The 18,966-nt window shown below is 37.0% G+C and carries 20 protein-coding genes; 5 read left to right on the plus strand and 15 right to left on the minus strand.

The genetic code is table 11. The annotated features are described in order from the left end of the window. Positions 1-33: 33 nt before the first annotated feature. The 10 genes from HYQ40_06395 to HYQ40_06440 all read right to left on the minus strand — a co-directional run bounded on the left by HYQ40_06395 (position 34) and on the right by HYQ40_06440 (position 10,951). Positions 34-468, minus strand: coding sequence for a DUF2188 domain-containing protein (locus tag HYQ40_06395; GenBank protein ID MBZ6527403.1), 435 nt, complete (start codon positions 466-468; stop codon positions 34-36). Between the two features lie 279 nt (positions 469-747). After that, positions 748-1,794: a beta-lactamase family protein gene (locus HYQ40_06400; GenBank protein ID MBZ6527404.1), complete on the minus strand. Its 1,047-nt coding sequence runs from the start codon at positions 1,792-1,794 to the stop codon at positions 748-750. A gap of 127 nt (positions 1,795-1,921) precedes the next feature. Then, a complete protein-coding gene (locus tag HYQ40_06405; GenBank protein MBZ6527405.1) occupies positions 1,922-2,701 on the minus strand; it encodes a formate/nitrite transporter family protein in 780 nt (259 codons plus the stop codon). A 153-nt stretch (positions 2,702-2,854) separates the two neighbouring features. Next, complete coding sequence (locus tag HYQ40_06410) at positions 2,855-4,189, minus strand: GntP family permease (GenBank protein MBZ6527406.1); 1,335 nt, start codon at positions 4,187-4,189, stop codon at positions 2,855-2,857. A gap of 149 nt (positions 4,190-4,338) precedes the next feature. Further along, positions 4,339-5,646 carry an acetyl-CoA hydrolase/transferase family protein gene (locus tag HYQ40_06415; protein ID MBZ6527407.1) on the minus strand — a complete coding sequence of 436 codons (1,308 nt, stop codon included), beginning with the start codon at positions 5,644-5,646 and terminating at the stop codon, positions 4,339-4,341. Between the two features lie 40 nt (positions 5,647-5,686). Further along, a complete protein-coding gene (locus tag HYQ40_06420; GenBank protein ID MBZ6527408.1) occupies positions 5,687-6,472 on the minus strand; it encodes an enoyl-CoA hydratase/isomerase family protein in 786 nt (261 codons plus the stop codon). Positions 6,473-6,514: 42 nt separating this feature from the next. Continuing rightward, on the minus strand, positions 6,515-7,369 hold the full coding sequence (locus tag HYQ40_06425; protein MBZ6527409.1) for a 3-hydroxybutyryl-CoA dehydrogenase: 855 nt from the start codon (positions 7,367-7,369) through the stop codon (positions 6,515-6,517). Between the two features lie 18 nt (positions 7,370-7,387). After that, on the minus strand, positions 7,388-8,503 hold the full coding sequence (locus HYQ40_06430; protein ID MBZ6527410.1) for an acyl-CoA dehydrogenase family protein: 1,116 nt from the start codon (positions 8,501-8,503) through the stop codon (positions 7,388-7,390). 17 nt (positions 8,504-8,520) lie between these two features. After that, positions 8,521-9,702, minus strand: a complete 1,182-nt coding sequence (locus HYQ40_06435) for an acetyl-CoA C-acetyltransferase (GenBank protein MBZ6527411.1) — start codon at positions 9,700-9,702, stop codon at positions 8,521-8,523. 343 nt (positions 9,703-10,045) lie between these two features. After that, entirely contained in the window at positions 10,046-10,951 is a 906-nt protein-coding gene (locus tag HYQ40_06440) for a LysR family transcriptional regulator (protein MBZ6527412.1), read from the minus strand. 211 nt (positions 10,952-11,162) lie between these two features. Here HYQ40_06440 and HYQ40_06445 point away from each other — a divergent pair, with 211 nt between their 5' ends. Continuing rightward, the gene (locus HYQ40_06445; GenBank protein ID MBZ6527413.1) at positions 11,163-12,368 is read left to right on the plus strand and encodes an acyl-CoA dehydrogenase family protein; all 1,206 of its coding nucleotides are present in this window, start codon (positions 11,163-11,165) and stop codon (positions 12,366-12,368) included. 34 nt (positions 12,369-12,402) lie between these two features. Next, on the plus strand, positions 12,403-12,861 hold the full coding sequence (locus tag HYQ40_06450) for a MaoC family dehydratase (GenBank protein ID MBZ6527414.1): 459 nt from the start codon (positions 12,403-12,405) through the stop codon (positions 12,859-12,861). A 54-nt stretch (positions 12,862-12,915) separates the two neighbouring features. Here the strand turns inward: HYQ40_06450 and HYQ40_06455 are convergent, their stop codons facing one another. Genes HYQ40_06455 through HYQ40_06470 form a run of 4 tightly spaced genes read right to left on the minus strand, consistent with a single transcriptional unit; the run spans position 12,916 to position 15,713 of the window. Further along, on the minus strand, positions 12,916-13,350 hold the full coding sequence (locus tag HYQ40_06455) for a GNAT family N-acetyltransferase (protein ID MBZ6527415.1): 435 nt from the start codon (positions 13,348-13,350) through the stop codon (positions 12,916-12,918). Positions 13,351-13,390: 40 nt separating this feature from the next. Further along, positions 13,391-14,629 carry an ArgE/DapE family deacylase gene (locus HYQ40_06460; protein ID MBZ6527416.1) on the minus strand — a complete coding sequence of 413 codons (1,239 nt, stop codon included), beginning with the start codon at positions 14,627-14,629 and terminating at the stop codon, positions 13,391-13,393. 34 nt (positions 14,630-14,663) lie between these two features. Continuing rightward, positions 14,664-15,209: a TIGR01440 family protein gene (locus HYQ40_06465; GenBank protein ID MBZ6527417.1), complete on the minus strand. Its 546-nt coding sequence runs from the start codon at positions 15,207-15,209 to the stop codon at positions 14,664-14,666. Beyond that, positions 15,210-15,713, minus strand: coding sequence for an ECF transporter S component (locus HYQ40_06470; GenBank protein ID MBZ6527418.1), 504 nt, complete (start codon positions 15,711-15,713; stop codon positions 15,210-15,212). 166 nt (positions 15,714-15,879) lie between these two features. On the opposite strand from HYQ40_06470, the gene HYQ40_06475 reads away from it, so the two are divergent. The 3 genes from HYQ40_06475 to HYQ40_06485 all read left to right on the plus strand — a co-directional run bounded on the left by HYQ40_06475 (position 15,880) and on the right by HYQ40_06485 (position 17,427). Further along, positions 15,880-16,350, plus strand: coding sequence for a VOC family protein (locus HYQ40_06475; GenBank protein MBZ6527419.1), 471 nt, complete (start codon positions 15,880-15,882; stop codon positions 16,348-16,350). A 21-nt stretch (positions 16,351-16,371) separates the two neighbouring features. Then, positions 16,372-16,875, plus strand: coding sequence for a hypothetical protein (locus tag HYQ40_06480; GenBank protein ID MBZ6527420.1), 504 nt, complete (start codon positions 16,372-16,374; stop codon positions 16,873-16,875). Between the two features lie 222 nt (positions 16,876-17,097). After that, on the plus strand, positions 17,098-17,427 hold the full coding sequence (locus tag HYQ40_06485; protein MBZ6527421.1) for a DsrE family protein: 330 nt from the start codon (positions 17,098-17,100) through the stop codon (positions 17,425-17,427). 60 nt (positions 17,428-17,487) lie between these two features. On the opposite strand, the gene HYQ40_06490 is transcribed toward HYQ40_06485, so the two are convergent. Continuing rightward, the gene (locus HYQ40_06490; protein MBZ6527422.1) at positions 17,488-18,885 is read right to left on the minus strand and encodes a 6-phospho-beta-glucosidase; all 1,398 of its coding nucleotides are present in this window, start codon (positions 18,883-18,885) and stop codon (positions 17,488-17,490) included. Positions 18,886-18,966: the final 81 nt, after the last annotated feature.

The following is an 18,966-nucleotide window of genomic DNA, read 5'->3' on the forward strand; positions in this document are numbered from 1 at the left end:
CAGATCACACTGTCTGGAGGTCTATTTTTGCTGTTAATCTTGTTTCTTACCGTCTTTAGTATAGCTAATTACTTCTGCGTCACGGTTGTCAATAATTTCTTTAGCTCGGTCTAAAGCATCAGCCTTTTTATCAAAAGTCTCGCTAGCGCGTTTAGCGTCTACTGTCTTGACTTTCCATTGATCGTCTTCATAATAGACTTCAACGTCATTATCTAGCAACTCCGGATTCGCACTACTCGTATCATGTTCATCCGTTTTTGATGGGTTGGATTCTTGATCAAACTCATCCAATTCACTCTGACTTGCATTTTTATACCATTCTTTTCCTTCATTTATAGCGATAGGAATGGCGCGGTCATCTTCATAGCCACTATCTTCAAGGGCATTCGCGATATCGATGATTTTCTTACGTAGTAAAGGGTCAAAATTTTTCAAAGAATCCGGATAGTCCTGCATATTCCATGGCATATTCATCACTCCTTTGTTGATAGTTGTATTATACAATCCAAAGGTATCAATTCCTATTAATTGCACTTGCATAAGTTTGAGTCTTATGATAATAAATAAAGCAGAACGGAGACCTTCTAAATAATTTATTTGTCGCTTCATTCTTTCAGAAAATCGCTCAATAACTTCCTAAGTGTCGATCAACCTTTACAAGGCAAAAGTAATCCTTGTTGAAGATGGTATCTACTCAATTATCTCTGAATAAAAACGACTCGAAGTGGCATATCACCTCGAGTCGTTTTATATTTCTCCTAACATTTCCATCAACAAGACGCTTCCAATTAGGTTTGATGGAATTCCTTGATCCATCGGAACATTTGATAGGACAATCACTGCAACTTGTTCTTCTTTATTAAAACCGATGTAAGATGTGTAACCTCCAGTTCCTCCGTCGTGCCAAATAATATTGTGTTCTTGATTAATCATCCATTGATAGCCCACATCGTCAATTCGAATACCTACTTGACCGTTATCACCCGTTGTTGCATTAACCTGGGCAAGTGATTCGTGAGCAACTTGACCATCAAGCTGTAACTCTGAATAAAGCAACATATCTTCAATGTTTGATATCATTGCCCCTGCAGGTGCATAGGCATCTTGCTCTGACCATATCCAATTATTACCTAGTTGAGTTTCTTCCTCAAAGAGATAAGTATCAGATAAGTCTAAATCTTCACTGGCGTATGCATAAACTAGTTCACTATAAGTACTACCGTAGACACTTTCTAAGACAAGTCCTAATAACCCTGCATTAAAATTTGAATATTGAAAGGCCTGCTCCCCTGATGTGGTTGGGTTGGCAATCACTTCTTCTACCATCATCTCGCGCGTTATACCATGATAAGGATTTATTCCTTGAGTTAAATTACCAATAAGTATATCATTTTCAAAAAAAGTTGGATAACCTGACGTATGGGTTAACAATTGTCGGATTGTAGGGTATTCTCTGTCCTTGGGTAAATCCAAATAATCCTGGATAGAATCATCAATATCAAGTTTCTCTTCCTCTGCAGCCTGAGCAATCAAGGCGCCGGTAAACGTCTTTGTAATCGACCCTACTTCATAGTCATGCAGTGTATTTGATACACTGATCCCTTTGTTTGTATACACGGCGTAATCGGATTCCCCGTTCTCAATATAACCAACTGTAATCAGCGCATCATCCGTTGCTTGTACAGCTTGATTGATTAATATATCGAACTCAGATTCAGTTTGTGCATAAGTTGTGGATGGATAGGCGCTTATGAATAACAGCCCAAGAACCAACTTACGATAAATTCTCGACATATATAATCTCCTCTTTTTAACATAATGTGTTATTCCATCCATTATACTGAAACAAGCTTGAGTTTATAACCTATTCCTATACAAAAAAATAGATCGTCGCATAAATACGAGGATCTATTCAATATATTTAATCTAAGTAGGTGGTTTTTGTTGTGTCTAACCATGAATAACCTAAGCCCATAATCAGGCCTCCACCAATATAGTTAGCCATAAAAACCAACAACCAATGCGATATAACATTACCGAAAGTAAAACTTCCAATCGCACCTGGGTTCGTAAATAGCACTAATGAGAACGAACCAAAGTTTGCGATAACGTGTTCGAAACCAAAATAACAAAAAATAAATATAATAGCCACAACAAACATTATTTTTGCACTATTTTCCTTCATTCGAACACTTCCAATAATGGCAATATTTACTAAAATGTTTGCAAGCATCCCATCAAAAAGCATTGAGCCATAAGGCTTAGCTAGCTTTGTTTCAACGGCTGTATATAAGTAATGCGATGCTTCCAAGTTACTAAATAGCGTCGTCTGACTCAACATAAAAGCTGTAACCATACTCCCTATCAAGTTGAACAAGGTACACATTAATAGTATGCCAATCGCCGATCTCACTGGAATTGTCTTTCGGTAGGCAGCATTCGTTAAAAACATCATATTTGATGTGGCAAGCTCACCATTAAGCATTATAATCGTTACTAAGCCCCAAGGAAAAAGCAATGCGAAAAGTGTCCGTCCCAAAACTGGGTTAATGACACTAAAATGGTCGGCAGCGATAAACGCTACAGCTGAGCCTAATGTTAGGTACATACCTGCAAATATAGACCTCACGCCATATCGGATAAACTCTGTGCGAAACAGCGCCTCCTTCTTCTTAGCAACGTCATCAATATAATTATTCATCGGTATCCCGTCTCCTTCATAATTTTAACACTATTACTATAGCACACTTCTTCACAAGTGTAAGCAATTCCATAAATGTTTTTTATGAATATTCATGAATGTTTCATGGCATAAAAAAAGTGCCGAATGTTTAACTCGACACTTAACAACCCATTAATATATAAATGATCCGACTAGAATAATAATTACTTGAGCAACGAATGAACCACCAATTGCTACAATGAAAGCTTGCTTGAAGCCTGTCTTGTGTGTTAATCCACTGATTGCTAAGAATGTTAACATCGCACCACCATGTGGAACTAATGTTAAGAAGTTAGCCGCTACAGCAGCGACTCGGTGAATCATTTCAGGATGAACACCTGCATCTAGATAATATTGAGCATATGCTGGCATCACGATACCAAGGGCTCCGGAAGTTGATCCAGTAATTCCTGACATGACCGCTGTAAGAACAGTTAGAGAAACCAAGGGTCCTCCTGGAATATTCAACATGATTTCTGCAAACACTGAGAATCCTGGTGCTGCCATAACTACAGCACCAAACGCGACTGCTGATGCAGTTGTAAAAATAGGTCCAATTGAACTACTTGCTCCGACACTCAAGACTTGCATTTTGTTTGGTAAGTACGATTTGAATAAGAATAAAGCAAGAAGAATACCCACTAATAAAGCAAAGTAAATGACATTCGTCTTCCAGAACTCATTACCGAATATACTTCCGGCAAGAGCAATAGTAATCAACACAAGTAAAGGAAGAATACTATTGATAAATGAAGGCATCTCACCTAATTCAACGGCAACTTCTGTATCTTTAACATACGTCGCATACGTTTCGCCTTTAGCTAAACTCTTGTTCAGCGTATGGCGCATATAAGTTAAACCAAAGATAACACAACCAATACTTCCTAGAATACTTGGTATCGGGGCAGCCGTTAATGACGTTCCTAGATATTGAATGGGAATGACATTCTGAATAGCTGGCGTTCCTGGTAACATTGTCATCGTAATCGTAGCAATCCCCAACCAAAGCGGAACTTGAATTAAGTGCCATGAAATATCCAGTTTCTTAAATAATGACTTAGCTAGAGGTAATACAGCAAACATAACAACGAACAAGCTAATACCACCGTAAGTTAAGATGACACTTATAAGAAAGATGGCAACCAGAACACGAAATGGATTATCGTATCCAATTTTATTTAAGATAAAATCAGCTATCGATACCGTCGCGCCACTTGCTTCCATCAGTTTAGCAAGGATTGAACCGAGTAAAAATACTGCAAAATAATTTAATATATAGCTTGCTAATGCACCCATATATTGTTGAGGACTATCTCCTAATAACATAGGGATAATATCCATTTGATTGAAAACTAAGATAACCAATGTTGCTAATGGTGCTGCGATAATGATATTTAATTCTTTAACTGATAAATAAATAATTAGAAACACACCAAGTAATACACCTATTGAACCTAATAATGCCATCTTTCCACCTCTTATGTCTATTTAATTGATTTTTAAATTTAGTTACATTAATAGTAGACACACTTAAAGCCGTGCTACAACTCAGTCATATATATACATACATGATACGAATCGTCATCACGGCCTAAGTTAGTCTAGATTATGATTGATTAAATGCTTCCAACAGCAACTTTGTCTAAAACGATATACCCCATAGCAACGGCTTGCTCACGTAATTCATCTCTAAATTTAGGATGAGCAATATTAATTAATGCTTCAGCACGTTCAAAGACTGTTTTACCTTTTAATTGCGCTGCTCCGTATTCAGTTACCACTGTATCAATATCATTTTTAGATGTTGTTACAGGTGCGCCTGGGTGTAAGAATGGCACGATTGTTGAGATTGTATCTTTCTTCGCAGTTGAGTAAAGGCAAATAATTCCTTTACCAGCACTTGTTAAGCGAACGCCTTTCGTGAAGTCAGATTGCCCACCCGTTGAAGAATAGTAAGTATCTTGTACACGTTCAGAGTTACATTGGCCTAAGAAATCTACTTGTACTGTAGAATTGATTGCAACTAAGTTATCAATCTCACTAATTGATTTGAAACTATTCGTGACATCACATGGTTGCATGTAGATATCTGGATTGTGGTCCATGAATTCATACAACCTTTTCGAACCAATCGCAAAGGTTGAGACAGTCTTCCCTTTTAGACTTGGTTTGTATTGATTGCTGATGATATTATTTTCGTACAATTCTACAGCTTTATCAGGAAGCATCTCAGTATGTAAGCCTAAATCTTTTTTCTCCATTAAGAATTTCATAACAGCGTTTGGCATTGATCCGAAACCAATTTGAAGTGTTGCTGTATCATCCACCATATCTGCAATAATTTGTCCAATTGCTAAGTCTTTATCACTTAAAGTTGGCTCAGGTAACGTTGTTAGTTCAACGTTATTCTCGATTAATGCATCCACGTCACTAATGTGAATATGGTTTAAATCACCAAACGTATAAGGCATGTTTTCATTCACTTCTAAGATTATTTTCTTGGCTTGTTTTAATAATGGTCCTACGTAAGATACACTTGTTCCTAATGAGAAATATCCGTTCTCATCCATCGGCGACACTGTTGCCATAATAACTGGCGCATCATCACGTTGTAATAACAATGATGGAATATCCGAGAAATGATTTGGTAATAAATCCACTTTATGTGAATTAAAATCTCTACGGTCTGCACCGGATAAGAAGATTGAAACTTGTTTCAATTGTTCTTGTGGAAAGTCTAAAGTCGGTGTACTTGGTAACATACGGTACATCGTATTGTTGTTTAATGTCGTTAATTGGCTAATTGCGTTATGCAAAGCAGCCGGTTCACCCGGTGTGATTGGATATACAATCGAATCATTGGCTTCAATTAATTTTACTGCTTCAAGGGCAGTTGTAAGTTTTTCTTTATATAGCGCTGTCATTTTCTCAGTCATTTAATTTGGCTCCTCTTGTTATAATAGATTATTTTCCAGTAAAGTTACTTGGGCGTTTCTCAATAAAAGCAGTCATTCCTTCAGTTTGGTCTTCCGTTGCAAAGCATAAGCCGAATGTGTCAGCTTCTAGCGTTAAAGCATGATCTAATGGCAATTCTAATCCTTTATCGATAACTACTTTCGATTGTTGTACAGCAAATGGTGCATTTTTAAGAATTTGGTTCGCTAATGTTTCTGCCTCTGCCATTAATTCTTCAGGTGTAACTACTTTGTTTACTAAACCAATTTTTTCTGCTTCGTCTGCCTTAATATTTTTTCCAGTGAAGATTAATTCTTTTGCTTTTGCGACACCAACTAATCGGCTCAAACGTTGTGTTCCACCAAAGCCAGGTATAATTCCTAAAGAAACTTCTGGTTGACCAATCTTCATAGTTTCTGAAGCAATACGGATATCACACGCTAGCGCAAGTTCACTTCCACCACCTAATGCAAAGCCATTAACAGCTGCAATAGTTGGTTGTTTTAATTTGCTTAATTTTGAGAATACATGATTACCTAGCTCTGAGAATGTCATACCTTCGATAGGTGTTTTTTGGCTCATCTCTTTAATATTTGCACCGGCTACAAAGGCTTTCTCTCCAGCTCCAGTAACAATTACAACTTGTATGTCAGCGTTGTTTTGAATTTCTGTTAATGCTTCATTCAATTCTTGTAATACTTCACTATCTAAAGCATTTAAGGCCTTTGGTTGGTTGATTGTTAAGTAACCAATTTTTTCTTTTACTTCAATAATCAATTTGTTATACGTTTTCATTTTTTTGCTCCTTTTATATAAAGACTAAATAATCCCGGGGGATTATTTAGAATAGTCGAAGAATCCTTTACCTGTTTTACGGCCTAATAATCCCGCTTCAACATGTTTAACTAATAGAGGTGCTGGGCGATATTTCGAATCTTTAAAGCCTTCGTATAGCACTTCCATGATTGATAAGGTAACGTCTAAACCAATTAGATCCGCTAATGCTAATGGACCGATTGGATGATTTGCTCCAGCTTTCATCGCTTCGTCAATCTCATCAGCAGATGAGATACCTTCACTTAAAACAAAGATTGCTTCGTTAATCATTGGGATTAAGATGCGGTTAACCACAAATCCTGGTGAATCTTTCACTTCCACAATTGTTTTGTTTAATGTTTCTCCAACCGTTCTAATTGCTTCAACTGTGTCATTATCAGTCGTTAAACCAATGTTAATTTCTAATAATTTCATTACTGGTACTGGATTAAAGAAGTGCATTCCAACGACTTTGTTTGGACGCTTCGTTACTGCTGCAATCTCAGTAATTGATAATGATGACGTATTTGTCGCTAAGATAGTCTCTTCTGGTGAAATTTCATCTAACTGTCTGAAGATATCTAATTTTAAATCACGACGTTCAGTTGCTGCTTCAACCACTAATTCAACTTGTTTAGCATGTCCGTAATCAGTAGATGGTATAATATTTGCCATTGCCTCGTCTACTTTTTCTTGGGTTAAACGTCCTTTATCAACTTGGCGTTGTAATTGTTTTTGAATTTTTTCGATTCCACGATTAACAAATTCTTCTTTGATATCGTTTAGGAATACTTTATAGCCAGCTTGAGCTAATACTTGAGCGATTCCGCTACCCATTTGGCCGGATCCAATTACCATAACTTGTTTAATATTCATCATGTCACTCTCCTATATTTATTTCGATAACCATGGTTGGGCGATTATTTTCTTTTGTGAATCGGATGAGCCACCATAAATTGCAGTTATCTTCGCATCCCTTACATATCGTTCTATATCATTATTTCTCATATACCCGTAGCCACCTGTAACTTGTATAACGGCATCTGTTGTCTCTATCGCAACATTTGACGCCATTAGTTTAGCCATTGCTACTTTTCTAGTATTATCTGAGGCAGTTTCAACCACTTGTTTAATGAACGCTTCTGTTGCTTGGATTAATGTTTCTAACTCAGCTAAACGCAATTGAGTCATTTCAAGATCAATCAATCGTTTACCAAATTGACGTTCAAAACCAGTGAAAACTAAGCCTTTCTCCATTGATCCTTGAGCAATACCAAGTGCTTGGGCTGAAACCGCGAGTTTCATTTTGTTCATCAGATTTTCATTCTGTTCACTACCGGCTAAAATGCCGCCAAGCACACTATCTTTTGCAACATGAACGTCGTTCAATGTCACACTTGATACTGGTAAAGCTTTCATGCCCATTTTTTCCATCGGTTTATCAACATCAACACCTGGTGTGTTGATGTCTACAAGAAATAAACCGTGGCATACTTCTCCGCTCATCTTGACAGCTTTAGCTGCGACGATGAGTAATGAAGCAACGCTCGCATTAGATACATTGGCTTTTGTTCCATTAATTGTCCATCCGTTTTCAGTCTCAATTGCTTCCGTCATCATTAGATCCGGATTCCCACAACCATCTAGTTCAGAATATGCATAACCAACAAGAATCTTGCCAGTTAACATATCTTCAAGATAGTGCTCTTTTTGAGCCAGTGTGCCAAAACGGTATAATGGCCAAACTCCATATGCACCTTGTGTCAGTAGAATGCTTCCTAGTGCTGCGAACTGTTTTGATACAATTTGAATTATTTTAAGAAAGGTGTAAAAGTCTTTTGTCTCTGAATCTTCAGAAAGTAAGAGTCGAAAAATATCATCTTTAAAGAAAGATTCCACATACTCAGTTGGAAATTCTTCTGTTGCATCATAATGTTTACTGACTTGAGCTAACTCTTTGTTAGTGTAATGTGTTATTTTTTCTAATAAATTGTGAGTCATTTCCGACATAATACAATCTCCTTTTTTTATGGACGTTTAACGATTAGTGCAATACCTTGTCCGCCACCAATACATAATGTAGCTAGACCTGTTTTAGAATCGCGTTTAACCATTTCGTGCAGTAATGTGACTGTGATACGTGCGCCACTTGCTCCAATTGGATGTCCTAAAGCAATTGACCCACCGTTAACATTGACGATATCTGTATCTAGTTCTAATTCTTTAATCACGCTTAAAGCCTGTGCTGCAAAGGCCTCATTCGCTTCAATTAATTCAATCTCATCTAAGTTCATGTTTGCTTTAGCTAATACACGGCGTGTTGCTGGAATGGGTCCAGTTCCCATGATTTTAGGATCAACCCCACCACTTGCATGTGCAACGATTGTTGCTAAAGGTGTTAAGCCAAGTTGTTCTGCTTTTTCCTTAGACATTAAGATAAGAATAGCAGCGCCATCATTAATACCTGATGAATTACCTGCTGTGACAGTTCCATCCTTCGCGAAAGCTGGACGTAGTTTACCTAATGAATCCATTGTTGAACCGAAACGTGGGAATTCATCTGTATCCACGATAACTGGCTCACCTCTTCGTTGAGGTACAGCAATTGGAACGATTTCGTCTACGAAACGTCCGGCTTTAATCGCATCTTCAGCACGATTTTGGCTCGCTAAAGCTAATTCGTCTTCCATCTCACGTGTTAATTCATATTTGTCAGCAACATTTTCTGCTGTTACTCCCATATGAATATCGTCAAAAGCATCAACTAAACCGTCTTTTAGGACAGTATCAACGATTTGTCCGTCGCCCATACGTTTACCCCAACGTTGGTCGTTTAGTACATATGGAGCTTGGCTCATACTTTCAGTTCCACCAGCAATAACAACTTCATTGTCTCCAGCGATAATGGATTGCGCTGCTAAAGCCACTGTTTTAAGTCCAGATCCACATACTTTATTCACTGTGAATGCCGGTACTTCTTTGGGAATACCTGATTTAATTGCAACTTGTCTCGCAACGTTTTGCCCAAGCCCCGCACTTAATACGTTCCCTAAGATGACTTCGTTAATTTCTTTAGGGTCTAAATTGATTGATTCGATACTTTCTTTTACAACAGCTGTTGCTAAGTCAACGGCAGTCACATTCTTGAATACGCCACCAAAACTTCCGATGGGTGATCTACGTGCTGATACAATTACTACTTCTGTCAATTTACTTCCTCCATTTATGTGTGTCTTCGTCAATTTTTTTAAGCGTTTACAAAAATTATTCTATTACTCAACCGCTCAAATATCTAACACACTAAAATTAACGTTCCTATAAGCTGAACTTATACTCAAACGAATCAATGTTTTGGACGACATTTTTTATCACACTTTCACTATTTTGCTTATATATAAAATAAATATATAACAAAAAAACACCTGAAATTTTCAGGTGCTTTCATAAATTATTTATAATATTGAGATTAGAGTTGTAATCTCTGTCTTGATTATCCAACGACGATCATTTTCGTTTGCACAACCATTTAAACCTGTTTGTTAAGAAGCTTCTTTAATTAGCAATAGGCTGATAAAAGAAGTCAAGAATATTTTCTAATAAGATATCTTCGACGTCACTGTAAGTTTTTTTCATTGGACGACACAATAATATATTGAACGGAACAAATTCACGAAAATGCTTTATAGCAAAATCAGCTGTATTCAAAAAGCGATCTACTGGTTTTGGAAGGATTGTTACAATATCATTATCGCGCGTCGCTTCAATTAGATAATCCCATGAGGCAGACGAAAAGATAATTTCATTTATTAAGTTTGTTTCTTTTAATTTGTTCTTAATTAGAAAATGCGTCGTAAATGTTTCATTAAATGTCGCTAAAGTGTAGGGTTGAATTTGAGACCACTCTAACATATCTTCTTGAGCTAGTTCATGTTTTGCATCCATAAACGCTGTCATTTCATTTATATCAATAACATGTTGTTCGAAGCCTTTTAAATCTAAGTTAGTTGGTTCAATTAAAAAAGCATAATCTAAATCATTATTAATTAGCATATGTCTTAGATCATTGCAGCCACCTTCTGTGACTTCAATACGAATATCTGGATGTTCTAATGTAAACTTCGGTAAATAAGAGGCTAAATAAACACGTAATATTAATGAAGGAACTCCTAAACGGATAGTACCTTTTTGTTTAGATGCTTCTCTTCGAACAACTTCTTCCATTTCTGCACTCTTTTGTGTAATTTCTTCTGCGTAACGATAAATTTTCAAACCACTATCTGTTAGACCGTCTAAACGTCCATTCTTTCTTTTAAATAATTCTACTTCTTCTTCTTTTTCAAAATTGCTAATGAATTGGCTCAATGCCGATTGGCTAATATGTATTTTTTTTGCTGCTAATGATAAATTGCAACCACATTCGACAATATTGATGAAATAATTCATTTGATTTATATCCATTCTCATAACTGGTTTTTATCTCCTTTATTCCTTATGCCGTATAGCTTACATCTTTTACCATCAATTGTAAACGCTTATTCGGTTATAATTCATAAGCTCAGCTAATAGTATGTTTAATTATTAGTAATTAGTAATTCAAATCAAATGGTTATATTATTTACTTGTAAGCGTTTATACAAACAAATATTTTAATTTTAAAGGAGCACTATCAATGACTACAAAAGCAGAAATTGTTAAAGAATTATATCCAGAAGACTTATTCGGTTATGCAGAGCAATTAACGGATGGAGAAGTGGAAGTATTACAAGCCGTACGTGAAGCTTTAGAAACTCACATTCGCCCTGTTATCAATGAATACTGGGAAAAAGCTGATTTCCCATTTGCTGAATTCAAAAAAGTAAGTGACGTCGGTATGATGAATAGCCCTAAATTATATGTTGGTCGTGAAGGTAAACGTAAACCTAGCGAATTATATACTGCCTTCTTATATTTAGAGTTAGCACGTTTCGATGCATCTATCGCTACTTTCTACACGGTTCACGGTGGTTTATGTTACAATACTATTCTTTTAGGTGGAGACGAACGTCAAATTGAAGAATTCGCACCTAAATTAGCTTCATTCGAATGGCAAGGTTGTTTCGGTTTAACTGAACCAGATCACGGATCAGATATCGCTGGTGGATTAGCTACAACTGCTCGTCGCGAAGGTGATAAATGGATTCTCAACGGAGAAAAACGTTGGATCGGTGGTGCAGATACTGCTGACGTTATTCCAATCTTTGCTCGTGATATTGAAGACAATCGCATCAAATGTTTCATCGTTCGCAAAGGTGCTGAAGGGTACAATGCTGATCCAATTCCTCACAAAGGTTCTCTACGTGCCATTCGTAACGGACACATTACATTAAATGATGTTGTTGTCCCTGAAGAAGACCGCTTAGCTAACATTAATGGTTTTGGTGACATTGCTAAGATTTTAATATTCACTCGTGCAGATGTTTCTCATATCGCTATGGGTGTAACTGCTGGTGCATTTATCTCAGCATTAAACTACGTTAAAGAACGTGACCAATTCGGAAGAAAATTAGGTGGATTCCAATTAGTTCAAGAGAAACTTTCTCGTATGCAAGCTAACGTTGTCGCTAACTTAGCTTACTCTGTTCGTTTAGCTGAATTACAAGAAAATGAGCGTCCATTAATGTTAAATTCTTCATTAGCTAAAATGCATAACTCATTAACAATGCGTGAAACAGTAGCTTTAGCTCGTGAAGTATGTGGTGGTAACGGTATTACTTTAGAATCAGATGTAATGCGCTTCTTTGCAGATGCAGAAGCTATTTATACATATGAAGGTACACACGAAGTTAACGCATTAATCGTTGGTCGTGAGTTAACTGGAATCGGTGCATTTACTTAAAAAGAATAAAATGAAGGTTTAAAAGAGGGTTTAGATGAATAAAAAAGTATATCGATTAGATGAATTAAATGTTGGGGATACTATCGACAACGGTTCATATCAAGTAACTAAAGATGAAATTATTGATTTTGCTCAGAAATTTGATCCACAGTTCTACCATTGTGATGAGGATACTGCTAAGAATTATCAATTCGGTGGTTTAATTGCAAGTGGATGGCATACGGCTTCAATAGCTATGGGCCTTGTTGTTCGCACGTTCAATATTCAACATGGTATGATTGGTGCAATGGTTAATGTAACATGGCCTGCGCCAACTCGTCCGGGTGATATTCTCAATGTGAAAACTGAAATACTAAACATTAAACCCTCTAAATCAAAACCTTACCAAGCCATTGTCAGTGTTGATTGGCACGCGACTAATCAAAATGGTGATATACTCTTAAAAACAAGCGCAACAATTGTTATGTTCTATGAGAATCCTACAACTTATTAACAACAAAAAAATTACTAGAAGACTTCTTTGCTTCTAGTAATTTTTTTGTTGTTTTTAATAATTTGGTAGACGTTTGTACAATGAATATTTTGTCACTCCGCGTCTAGGGTAATCTTTCATCTCACCTGATAATGAATAACCTAGCTTCTTATAAAAGTCGAGCGCTTGATAACTTAAGGTCGATAAAGATACTGTATGGACACCCATTGACTCCACTAATTGTTCCATTTCTTTAAGTAATCCAGAGCCAATCTGATGACCTCGGTAAGCTTCTTTAACTGCCAAGGCATTGATATGAACTGTCTCATATTGCTTTTTAAAGGCTATCCCTCCAACAAAGTCTAATTCATCGAAAGCTTGAACCGCATAAAGGTGCGAGTCTAAGTCCTTCAGTTCCGGATATGTCTCTAACGTATGAGCATCGATTAATGCATCAATACGTTCAAGGGATTCTTGTGCTCTTTCTGATTGAATATATCTAACCGTCATTGAATTCATTCCTTTATTTTAAATATTGTGCACAGCTTTTTTAGACCTCTTGTGCATATCTTGTTATTAACTCAATATAAATATCAACAAAGTCTAGATACGTTTCTTTATAAACATATTCATTCACTTGATGAGCTAAACTGGTCTCACCTGGTCCAAATATAATAAAATGGAACGATTCGTCTTTATCAATTAACAAGTTTGACGCATCAGTCACCCCAGTTGTTGGTCCAACAAGTAACTCCGTCTGAAGTGTTGAATCACCAATTTCTTTAGCTAATCTCACTAGGTTATTATCAGGATTTGTAATGACTGGTTCTAAGTCCAACAGCATTTCAAGCGACAAATCCACTCCTGTTCCTTCATACTGGGCTAATACTTGATTGAAGATATCTCGCATCTGTTCGTTATCAAACTCAGTCACTGTTCGTGCATTAAAGAAAGCATCAGCGCGATCTGGCACTGAGTTAATTTGAGAACCACCTGTGAACATTGTATTCGTTAAGACAGCTCGCTTAAGAAAATCAGCTAAGTCTTTATTCCCAGTTGGATCATGAGCCGAACCACCAAAATTCTCAATCACAGGCATAAAGTCAAAGCTTGAGAATTCAGTACTATTATTCACACTTTCAAATGTTCCAAGCACATGATCTACAAAGCTCATTAAGGGTTCAATCGCATTCTTACCTGCTTTAGGCATTGAGCTATGAGCAGCTTTACCCCGAGACGTTACCTTAAAGTTCATTGAACCTTTGTTAGCATAGTTAATGACTTGACCTGTTGGTTCCGCGATAATCATCGCTTCTACTTCATCCATATACCCTGCTTCACGCAAATGCTTTGAGCCTAGTTGAGTACTCTCTTCACCTGATGTCACTAATAAACGGATTGTTCCTTTTGGTAACAAATCTGCTTCTTTGATTTCAATCATCGCAATCATAAGAGCTGCTAAGCCCGCTTTCATATCAGCTGAACCGCGTCCGTATAACTTACCATCTTCTTCTGTTAAGACGAATGGGTCAAATTTCCAATCAGAAGCGTCCCCTTCAGACACGACATCCATATGTCCTGATATACCAATAAACGGGCTTCCGCTTCCGATTTCTGCGACTAAATTCGCTCTGCCCGATTCTAATTCAATCACACTCGATTCAATATTGTATTCTGTTAATACATCGTGCAAATAATTCGCTACTTCTAACTCGTTACCATTGACTGATTTAAAAGCGACTAAGTCTTTTAATATAGATAATTTATCTTCATTTGAAAAAACACTCATTATCTCCACTCCTTATAATTTTTACTTTCATGGATTAATTATTATACTGCGCGCGTGGTCCCCCAATATACTTCGGTCTTGAGCGTAATGCCGTTACATGGGCTGAGCCTAATTCCTTAATACTTGGTCTGACTGGTACTTGGACGTATTTTACATGCATACCAATAGCTGTATCACCAATATCAAGACCTGCTTGAGCAACAATATGTTCAACCACCACTGGTTCTTCAAAGTATTTAAATGCTGCGACTGTAGCCGCCCCTCCCGCATTCAATGCTGGGATAACGAATACTTCGTCTAAACCAGCACTTTTAGCATAAGCGCGCTCTACTACGAGTGAGCGATTTAAATGCTCACATCCTTGAACGGCTAGATTAATTTGTTCTTGATCTAAAAGTTCTTTCATCGTTGAAACGATCAAATCCCCCACGTCTTCGCTTGTATTCTTACCAATCATACCCCCAACAACTTCACTTGAACTACATCCTAAGACAAATGTATCGCCTTTTTGTAATAGAGCTACGTCGAGTACATCTTGTACAATCGTTTTTAAATCTTGTTTTAATTTTTCTTGATTCATCTAATTACCTTCTTTTACTGGGATAATGTTAATCTTTCCGAGTCCTCTCACGACAGGCAAAGTGACTAACATACCAAATATATTTTGAATAAGATTACCTGGTATTGATGCTACCGCTGCTGGCCAAGTGTATAGGATTATCGTCGCGATAAAATAACCTGTAATCATTATTAGACTACCTATCACTAAACTCAATATAAGATCAAATGATTTAGGTAAACGACGGTACATATATCCAACTAATAGGCCTTGAATACCATGAATAATAATTGAGAATAAAGCCCATTGCGGATAGCCTGATAACATATCAATCAACCCACCACTTAAAGCACCAACCCAAAGTCCACCTGCTGGCCCTAGCAATACTGCACTCAAATAAATACCCGCCTCACATAAGGTGACAATTCCATTCATAGCAGGAACCGGTATAATAAAAAGTATCGAGATAGCCGTCGTCAACGCAGTCAAGAGTGCGATTTTGATTAGATTATTTGTTTTGAGCATTCAACTCACCTCGCTTCGTTATGTTGTTATTATAATACAAATACAACCCTTTTTATACGCTTATTAGAAACTAATTAGAATACGATGACTTTCGTTCGCTTTGCCACCTTTATCATTATGTTTTATCAAATTTGCGTGTTAAAATAAAGAAAAATGAGGAGTGTTCATTGTGAAATGCATTGTCCCGTCGTTATGGTTCTCAGATAACAATTGTAAAGAAGCTATAAATTACTATGTGTCTGTCTTTCCTAACTCTGAAATTTTAAGCCTCGAATATTATCCTAAAGAAGCTTTGAGTGAACACTTTAAAGGTATGTCTGGTAAAGTAATTAATGCAGAGTTTTCCTTGAACGGTCAAAAATTTATTGCCCTTGATGGTGGTCCCTCTTTTCAGTTTAATGAAGCCATTTCTTTTACTAAAGAGTGTGCGGACCAAGATGAGATTAACCATTACTGGTCGAAACTATCTCACATTCCCCAAGCTGAACAATGCGGTTGGGTCAAAGATACTTACGGCATATCCTGGCAAATTATTCCCGATAATTTGAAACAATTACAACAAACTGACGCACAGATTCAAGCTCTGATGGGTATGAAGAAAATCATCATTAGCGAGTTAGAGGCTGCTACTCATTAAACATCATAGTTGGAGGTAATTATGCAATATCAATTCACTATTCAAGAAGCCATTTTCACTTTATCAAATTTCAATAAACAAATTGAACAATTGAATCGTCGCTTCTATTCTAATTTTTTCGGTCCTATCAAAGTTGACGGCAAGCCTATTCCTCACGCAGATAAAGCACAGTCGAATGAGGATGAATTAATTAAATACAAAAAACTAATTACCGATACTAGTGCATTACGCCATTCCATTGCTCAAGCGAATAATGAGCTAATTGTTGATAATCAAAGTGTCACTTATCAACTCGAATGGGTGCGTCAAACTAGATTTCTAATTACACAACTTGAAAACTTAATTCAACGTCAAGAAACACGTGTTGAAACGGGTGTTGGTATAGTTGAATACAGTGCTTATAATGAGTTATCGATTCGCGAAGACATTGATCGTCTAACGAAAGAAGTGAATAAAATATCTTCTCTCATTGATCAATCTAACGCACAATCGATTATAACGATTGAATTATCCACTGAAATTTAAAGCCTTTTGGTAGTGTCTTTGTTTATTTATAACATGTTTGAACGGTTGCGTTTGACGCTTAATTTTTTATGACGCTTAAAGTTTAATGATTAAACCATTGCAGCTGATTAAAACAAAGACTCGAGGGATCGTTTTATACGATCAAAAACTTTTCCTAGCTGAAGTTTTGCCTTTATAAGCTTGTTATTTTGATTACTATCACTAAAGTAAAGAGGTAAGTATATGAAGAAAGTATTATTTCACGCACATGAATTAGACGATTGGTCAAAAGTTATCGCTAGCGCAACGAATGCAATGAAAGATTTTGTTAACGTTGACGTTGTCCTTCTCGGAAACGGTTCAGCTGTACAAATTGTCAATCAGCCTGAAATTGTTAAGATGGCTGAGTCTTTACTTGAGAAAGGTGCAACTTTTGAATTATGCGGTCATGCACTGACAGCTCAAGGTTTAACGAAAGAACAGGTTAATAAAATCAACTTTACATATGTCCCAAGTGGTGTCGTTGAATTGATAGATCGCCAAGAAGACGGTTACGCTTATATTCGAGCTTAAAAAGTAGCGCCTAAGATTCGGTATGATACCAAATCTTAGGCGCTACTTTCATTTTTTATCTTAGCCGTTTGTTTTCATTAATTCATTAACTGATTCAACGACGTCAGGTTGTTTTGTTTCAATCTCTTTAATCTTCTTTGCAAACTGTGGCAAGTGTTCCTTATGGGCATATAATAATTCATCAAGGACACGCTTAGCAGTCCTTCCACCTGGTACAAGTGGGTTAATAGTAAAGGCGTGTAAAGCAGCACCATAATTACCTTCAACGGCCGCACGAATGACTGTCTCTTCCATGCCTTTCATTAACTGTAACATTCCTCGAGCAGCCGGCATGAATGATCCAAAGTTGTAAGGAACAGCGCCATGCGAAGTAATATCTGCTGAAATTTCAACGACCGCATCATAAGGTAAATCTGCTATGGCTCCCTTGTTTTGTGTTGATACAACCATGGGTGTTCGCTTATCATTGTAGATTGATGCAATGACTTCGCAAGCCGCATCACTATAATACGTTCCGCCTCTTAGCGTTAATTCTTCTGGCTTGTAATCTAATTCAGGATTTTTGTATAATTCGAATAAATCTCTTTCAGTTTCTTTAACCACTTGAGCACGCGTCTCACCGTTTTTGAATTCTTCGATGGAATGTTCTAACATCTCATCTGCTGAATAATAGTAATGGTGATAGCCACATGGTAACAATCCTAAATCTTGAATTTGATCTATGTTAAAACCCGCATCATGAATATTCTTGAGTGCACTATCTGGTGTATTTTCATCTTCTTTATATAGTAAGTCAATCAGTTCTTGAGTGCGTTCATTCCCAGCTTTATCCCAAACTCGGTGCCAGTGGAAGTGGTTGATTCCGGCAAACTGGAAGAATAAGTCTTCTTGTTTTACATCTAATTTCTCTGATATATCAATACAATGTGTGATGGGCACATTACATAAACCGATCGTACGATCCCAACCAAATTCTTTAATTGCCGCTTCGGTTATCATACCTGCCGGATTCGTAAAGTTAATCAACCAAGCATTTGGACATTGTTGGCGCATATCTTCAATGATTGAACCGATAACTGGAATGGTACGCATCGCTTTAAGCATTCCACCAGCACCATTTGTTTCCTGCCCTAGAATGCCATGAGACAATGGAATTCGTTCGTCTTTAACACGTGCATCCAGTAAGCCTACTCGAAATTGTGTCGTTACAAAATCCGCATCTTTCAAAGCATTGAATCGATCTAAGGTTAAGGTTACCTTCCAAGGAAGTCCGGCTGATTTAATCATTCTCTTAGCCATTGCCCCAACGATATTTAATTTTTCTTTTCCAGCTTCAATATCTACTAAGACGATTTCGTCGATAGGTAATTCATCTTTTCGTTTTATATACCCCTCAATCAGTTCTGGGGTGTAACTTGACCCGCCACCAATTGTTACAATTTTAATTCCTTTAGCCATAAATATATAGCCTCCTTAATTGTTTGTATATTCAGATTACCCTTATACTAAACCCTTTACAATAGCTTCAGGATAAGTTGT

The sequence above is a fragment of the Aerococcaceae bacterium DSM 111021 genome (genome assembly GCA_020112395.1).
GTDB lineage: Bacteria > Bacillota > Bacilli > Lactobacillales > Aerococcaceae > Ruoffia.

What these genes read in the sequence shown, in the direction of transcription:
- HYQ40_06490 (MBZ6527422.1), bottom strand. Translation starts at nt 18,885, where the DNA reads ATGGCTAAAGGAATTAAAATTGTAACAATTGGTGGCGGGTCAAGTTAC.
- HYQ40_06450 (MBZ6527414.1), top strand. Translation starts at nt 12,403, where the DNA reads ATGAATAAAAAAGTATATCGATTAGATGAATTAAATGTTGGGGATACT.
- HYQ40_06465 (MBZ6527417.1), bottom strand. Translation starts at nt 15,209, where the DNA reads ATGAATCAAGAAAAATTAAAACAAGATTTAAAAACGATTGTACAAGAT.
- HYQ40_06440 (MBZ6527412.1), bottom strand. Translation starts at nt 10,951, where the DNA reads ATGGATATAAATCAAATGAATTATTTCATCAATATTGTCGAATGTGGT.
- HYQ40_06455 (MBZ6527415.1), bottom strand. Translation starts at nt 13,350, where the DNA reads ATGACGGTTAGATATATTCAATCAGAAAGAGCACAAGAATCCCTTGAA.
- HYQ40_06470 (MBZ6527418.1), bottom strand. Translation starts at nt 15,713, where the DNA reads ATGCTCAAAACAAATAATCTAATCAAAATCGCACTCTTGACTGCGTTG.
- HYQ40_06420 (MBZ6527408.1), bottom strand. Translation starts at nt 6,472, where the DNA reads ATGAAAACGTATAACAAATTGATTATTGAAGTAAAAGAAAAAATTGGT.
- HYQ40_06460 (MBZ6527416.1), bottom strand. Translation starts at nt 14,629, where the DNA reads ATGAGTGTTTTTTCAAATGAAGATAAATTATCTATATTAAAAGACTTA.
- HYQ40_06405 (MBZ6527405.1), bottom strand. Translation starts at nt 2,701, where the DNA reads ATGAATAATTATATTGATGACGTTGCTAAGAAGAAGGAGGCGCTGTTT.
- HYQ40_06485 (MBZ6527421.1), top strand. Translation starts at nt 17,098, where the DNA reads ATGAAGAAAGTATTATTTCACGCACATGAATTAGACGATTGGTCAAAA.
- HYQ40_06445 (MBZ6527413.1), top strand. Translation starts at nt 11,163, where the DNA reads ATGACTACAAAAGCAGAAATTGTTAAAGAATTATATCCAGAAGACTTA.
- HYQ40_06430 (MBZ6527410.1), bottom strand. Translation starts at nt 8,503, where the DNA reads ATGTCGGAAATGACTCACAATTTATTAGAAAAAATAACACATTACACT.
- HYQ40_06480 (MBZ6527420.1), top strand. Translation starts at nt 16,372, where the DNA reads ATGCAATATCAATTCACTATTCAAGAAGCCATTTTCACTTTATCAAAT.
- HYQ40_06415 (MBZ6527407.1), bottom strand. Translation starts at nt 5,646, where the DNA reads ATGACAGCGCTATATAAAGAAAAACTTACAACTGCCCTTGAAGCAGTA.
- HYQ40_06410 (MBZ6527406.1), bottom strand. Translation starts at nt 4,189, where the DNA reads ATGGCATTATTAGGTTCAATAGGTGTATTACTTGGTGTGTTTCTAATT.
- HYQ40_06395 (MBZ6527403.1), bottom strand. Translation starts at nt 468, where the DNA reads ATGCCATGGAATATGCAGGACTATCCGGATTCTTTGAAAAATTTTGAC.
- HYQ40_06400 (MBZ6527404.1), bottom strand. Translation starts at nt 1,794, where the DNA reads ATGTCGAGAATTTATCGTAAGTTGGTTCTTGGGCTGTTATTCATAAGC.
- HYQ40_06425 (MBZ6527409.1), bottom strand. Translation starts at nt 7,369, where the DNA reads ATGAATATTAAACAAGTTATGGTAATTGGATCCGGCCAAATGGGTAGC.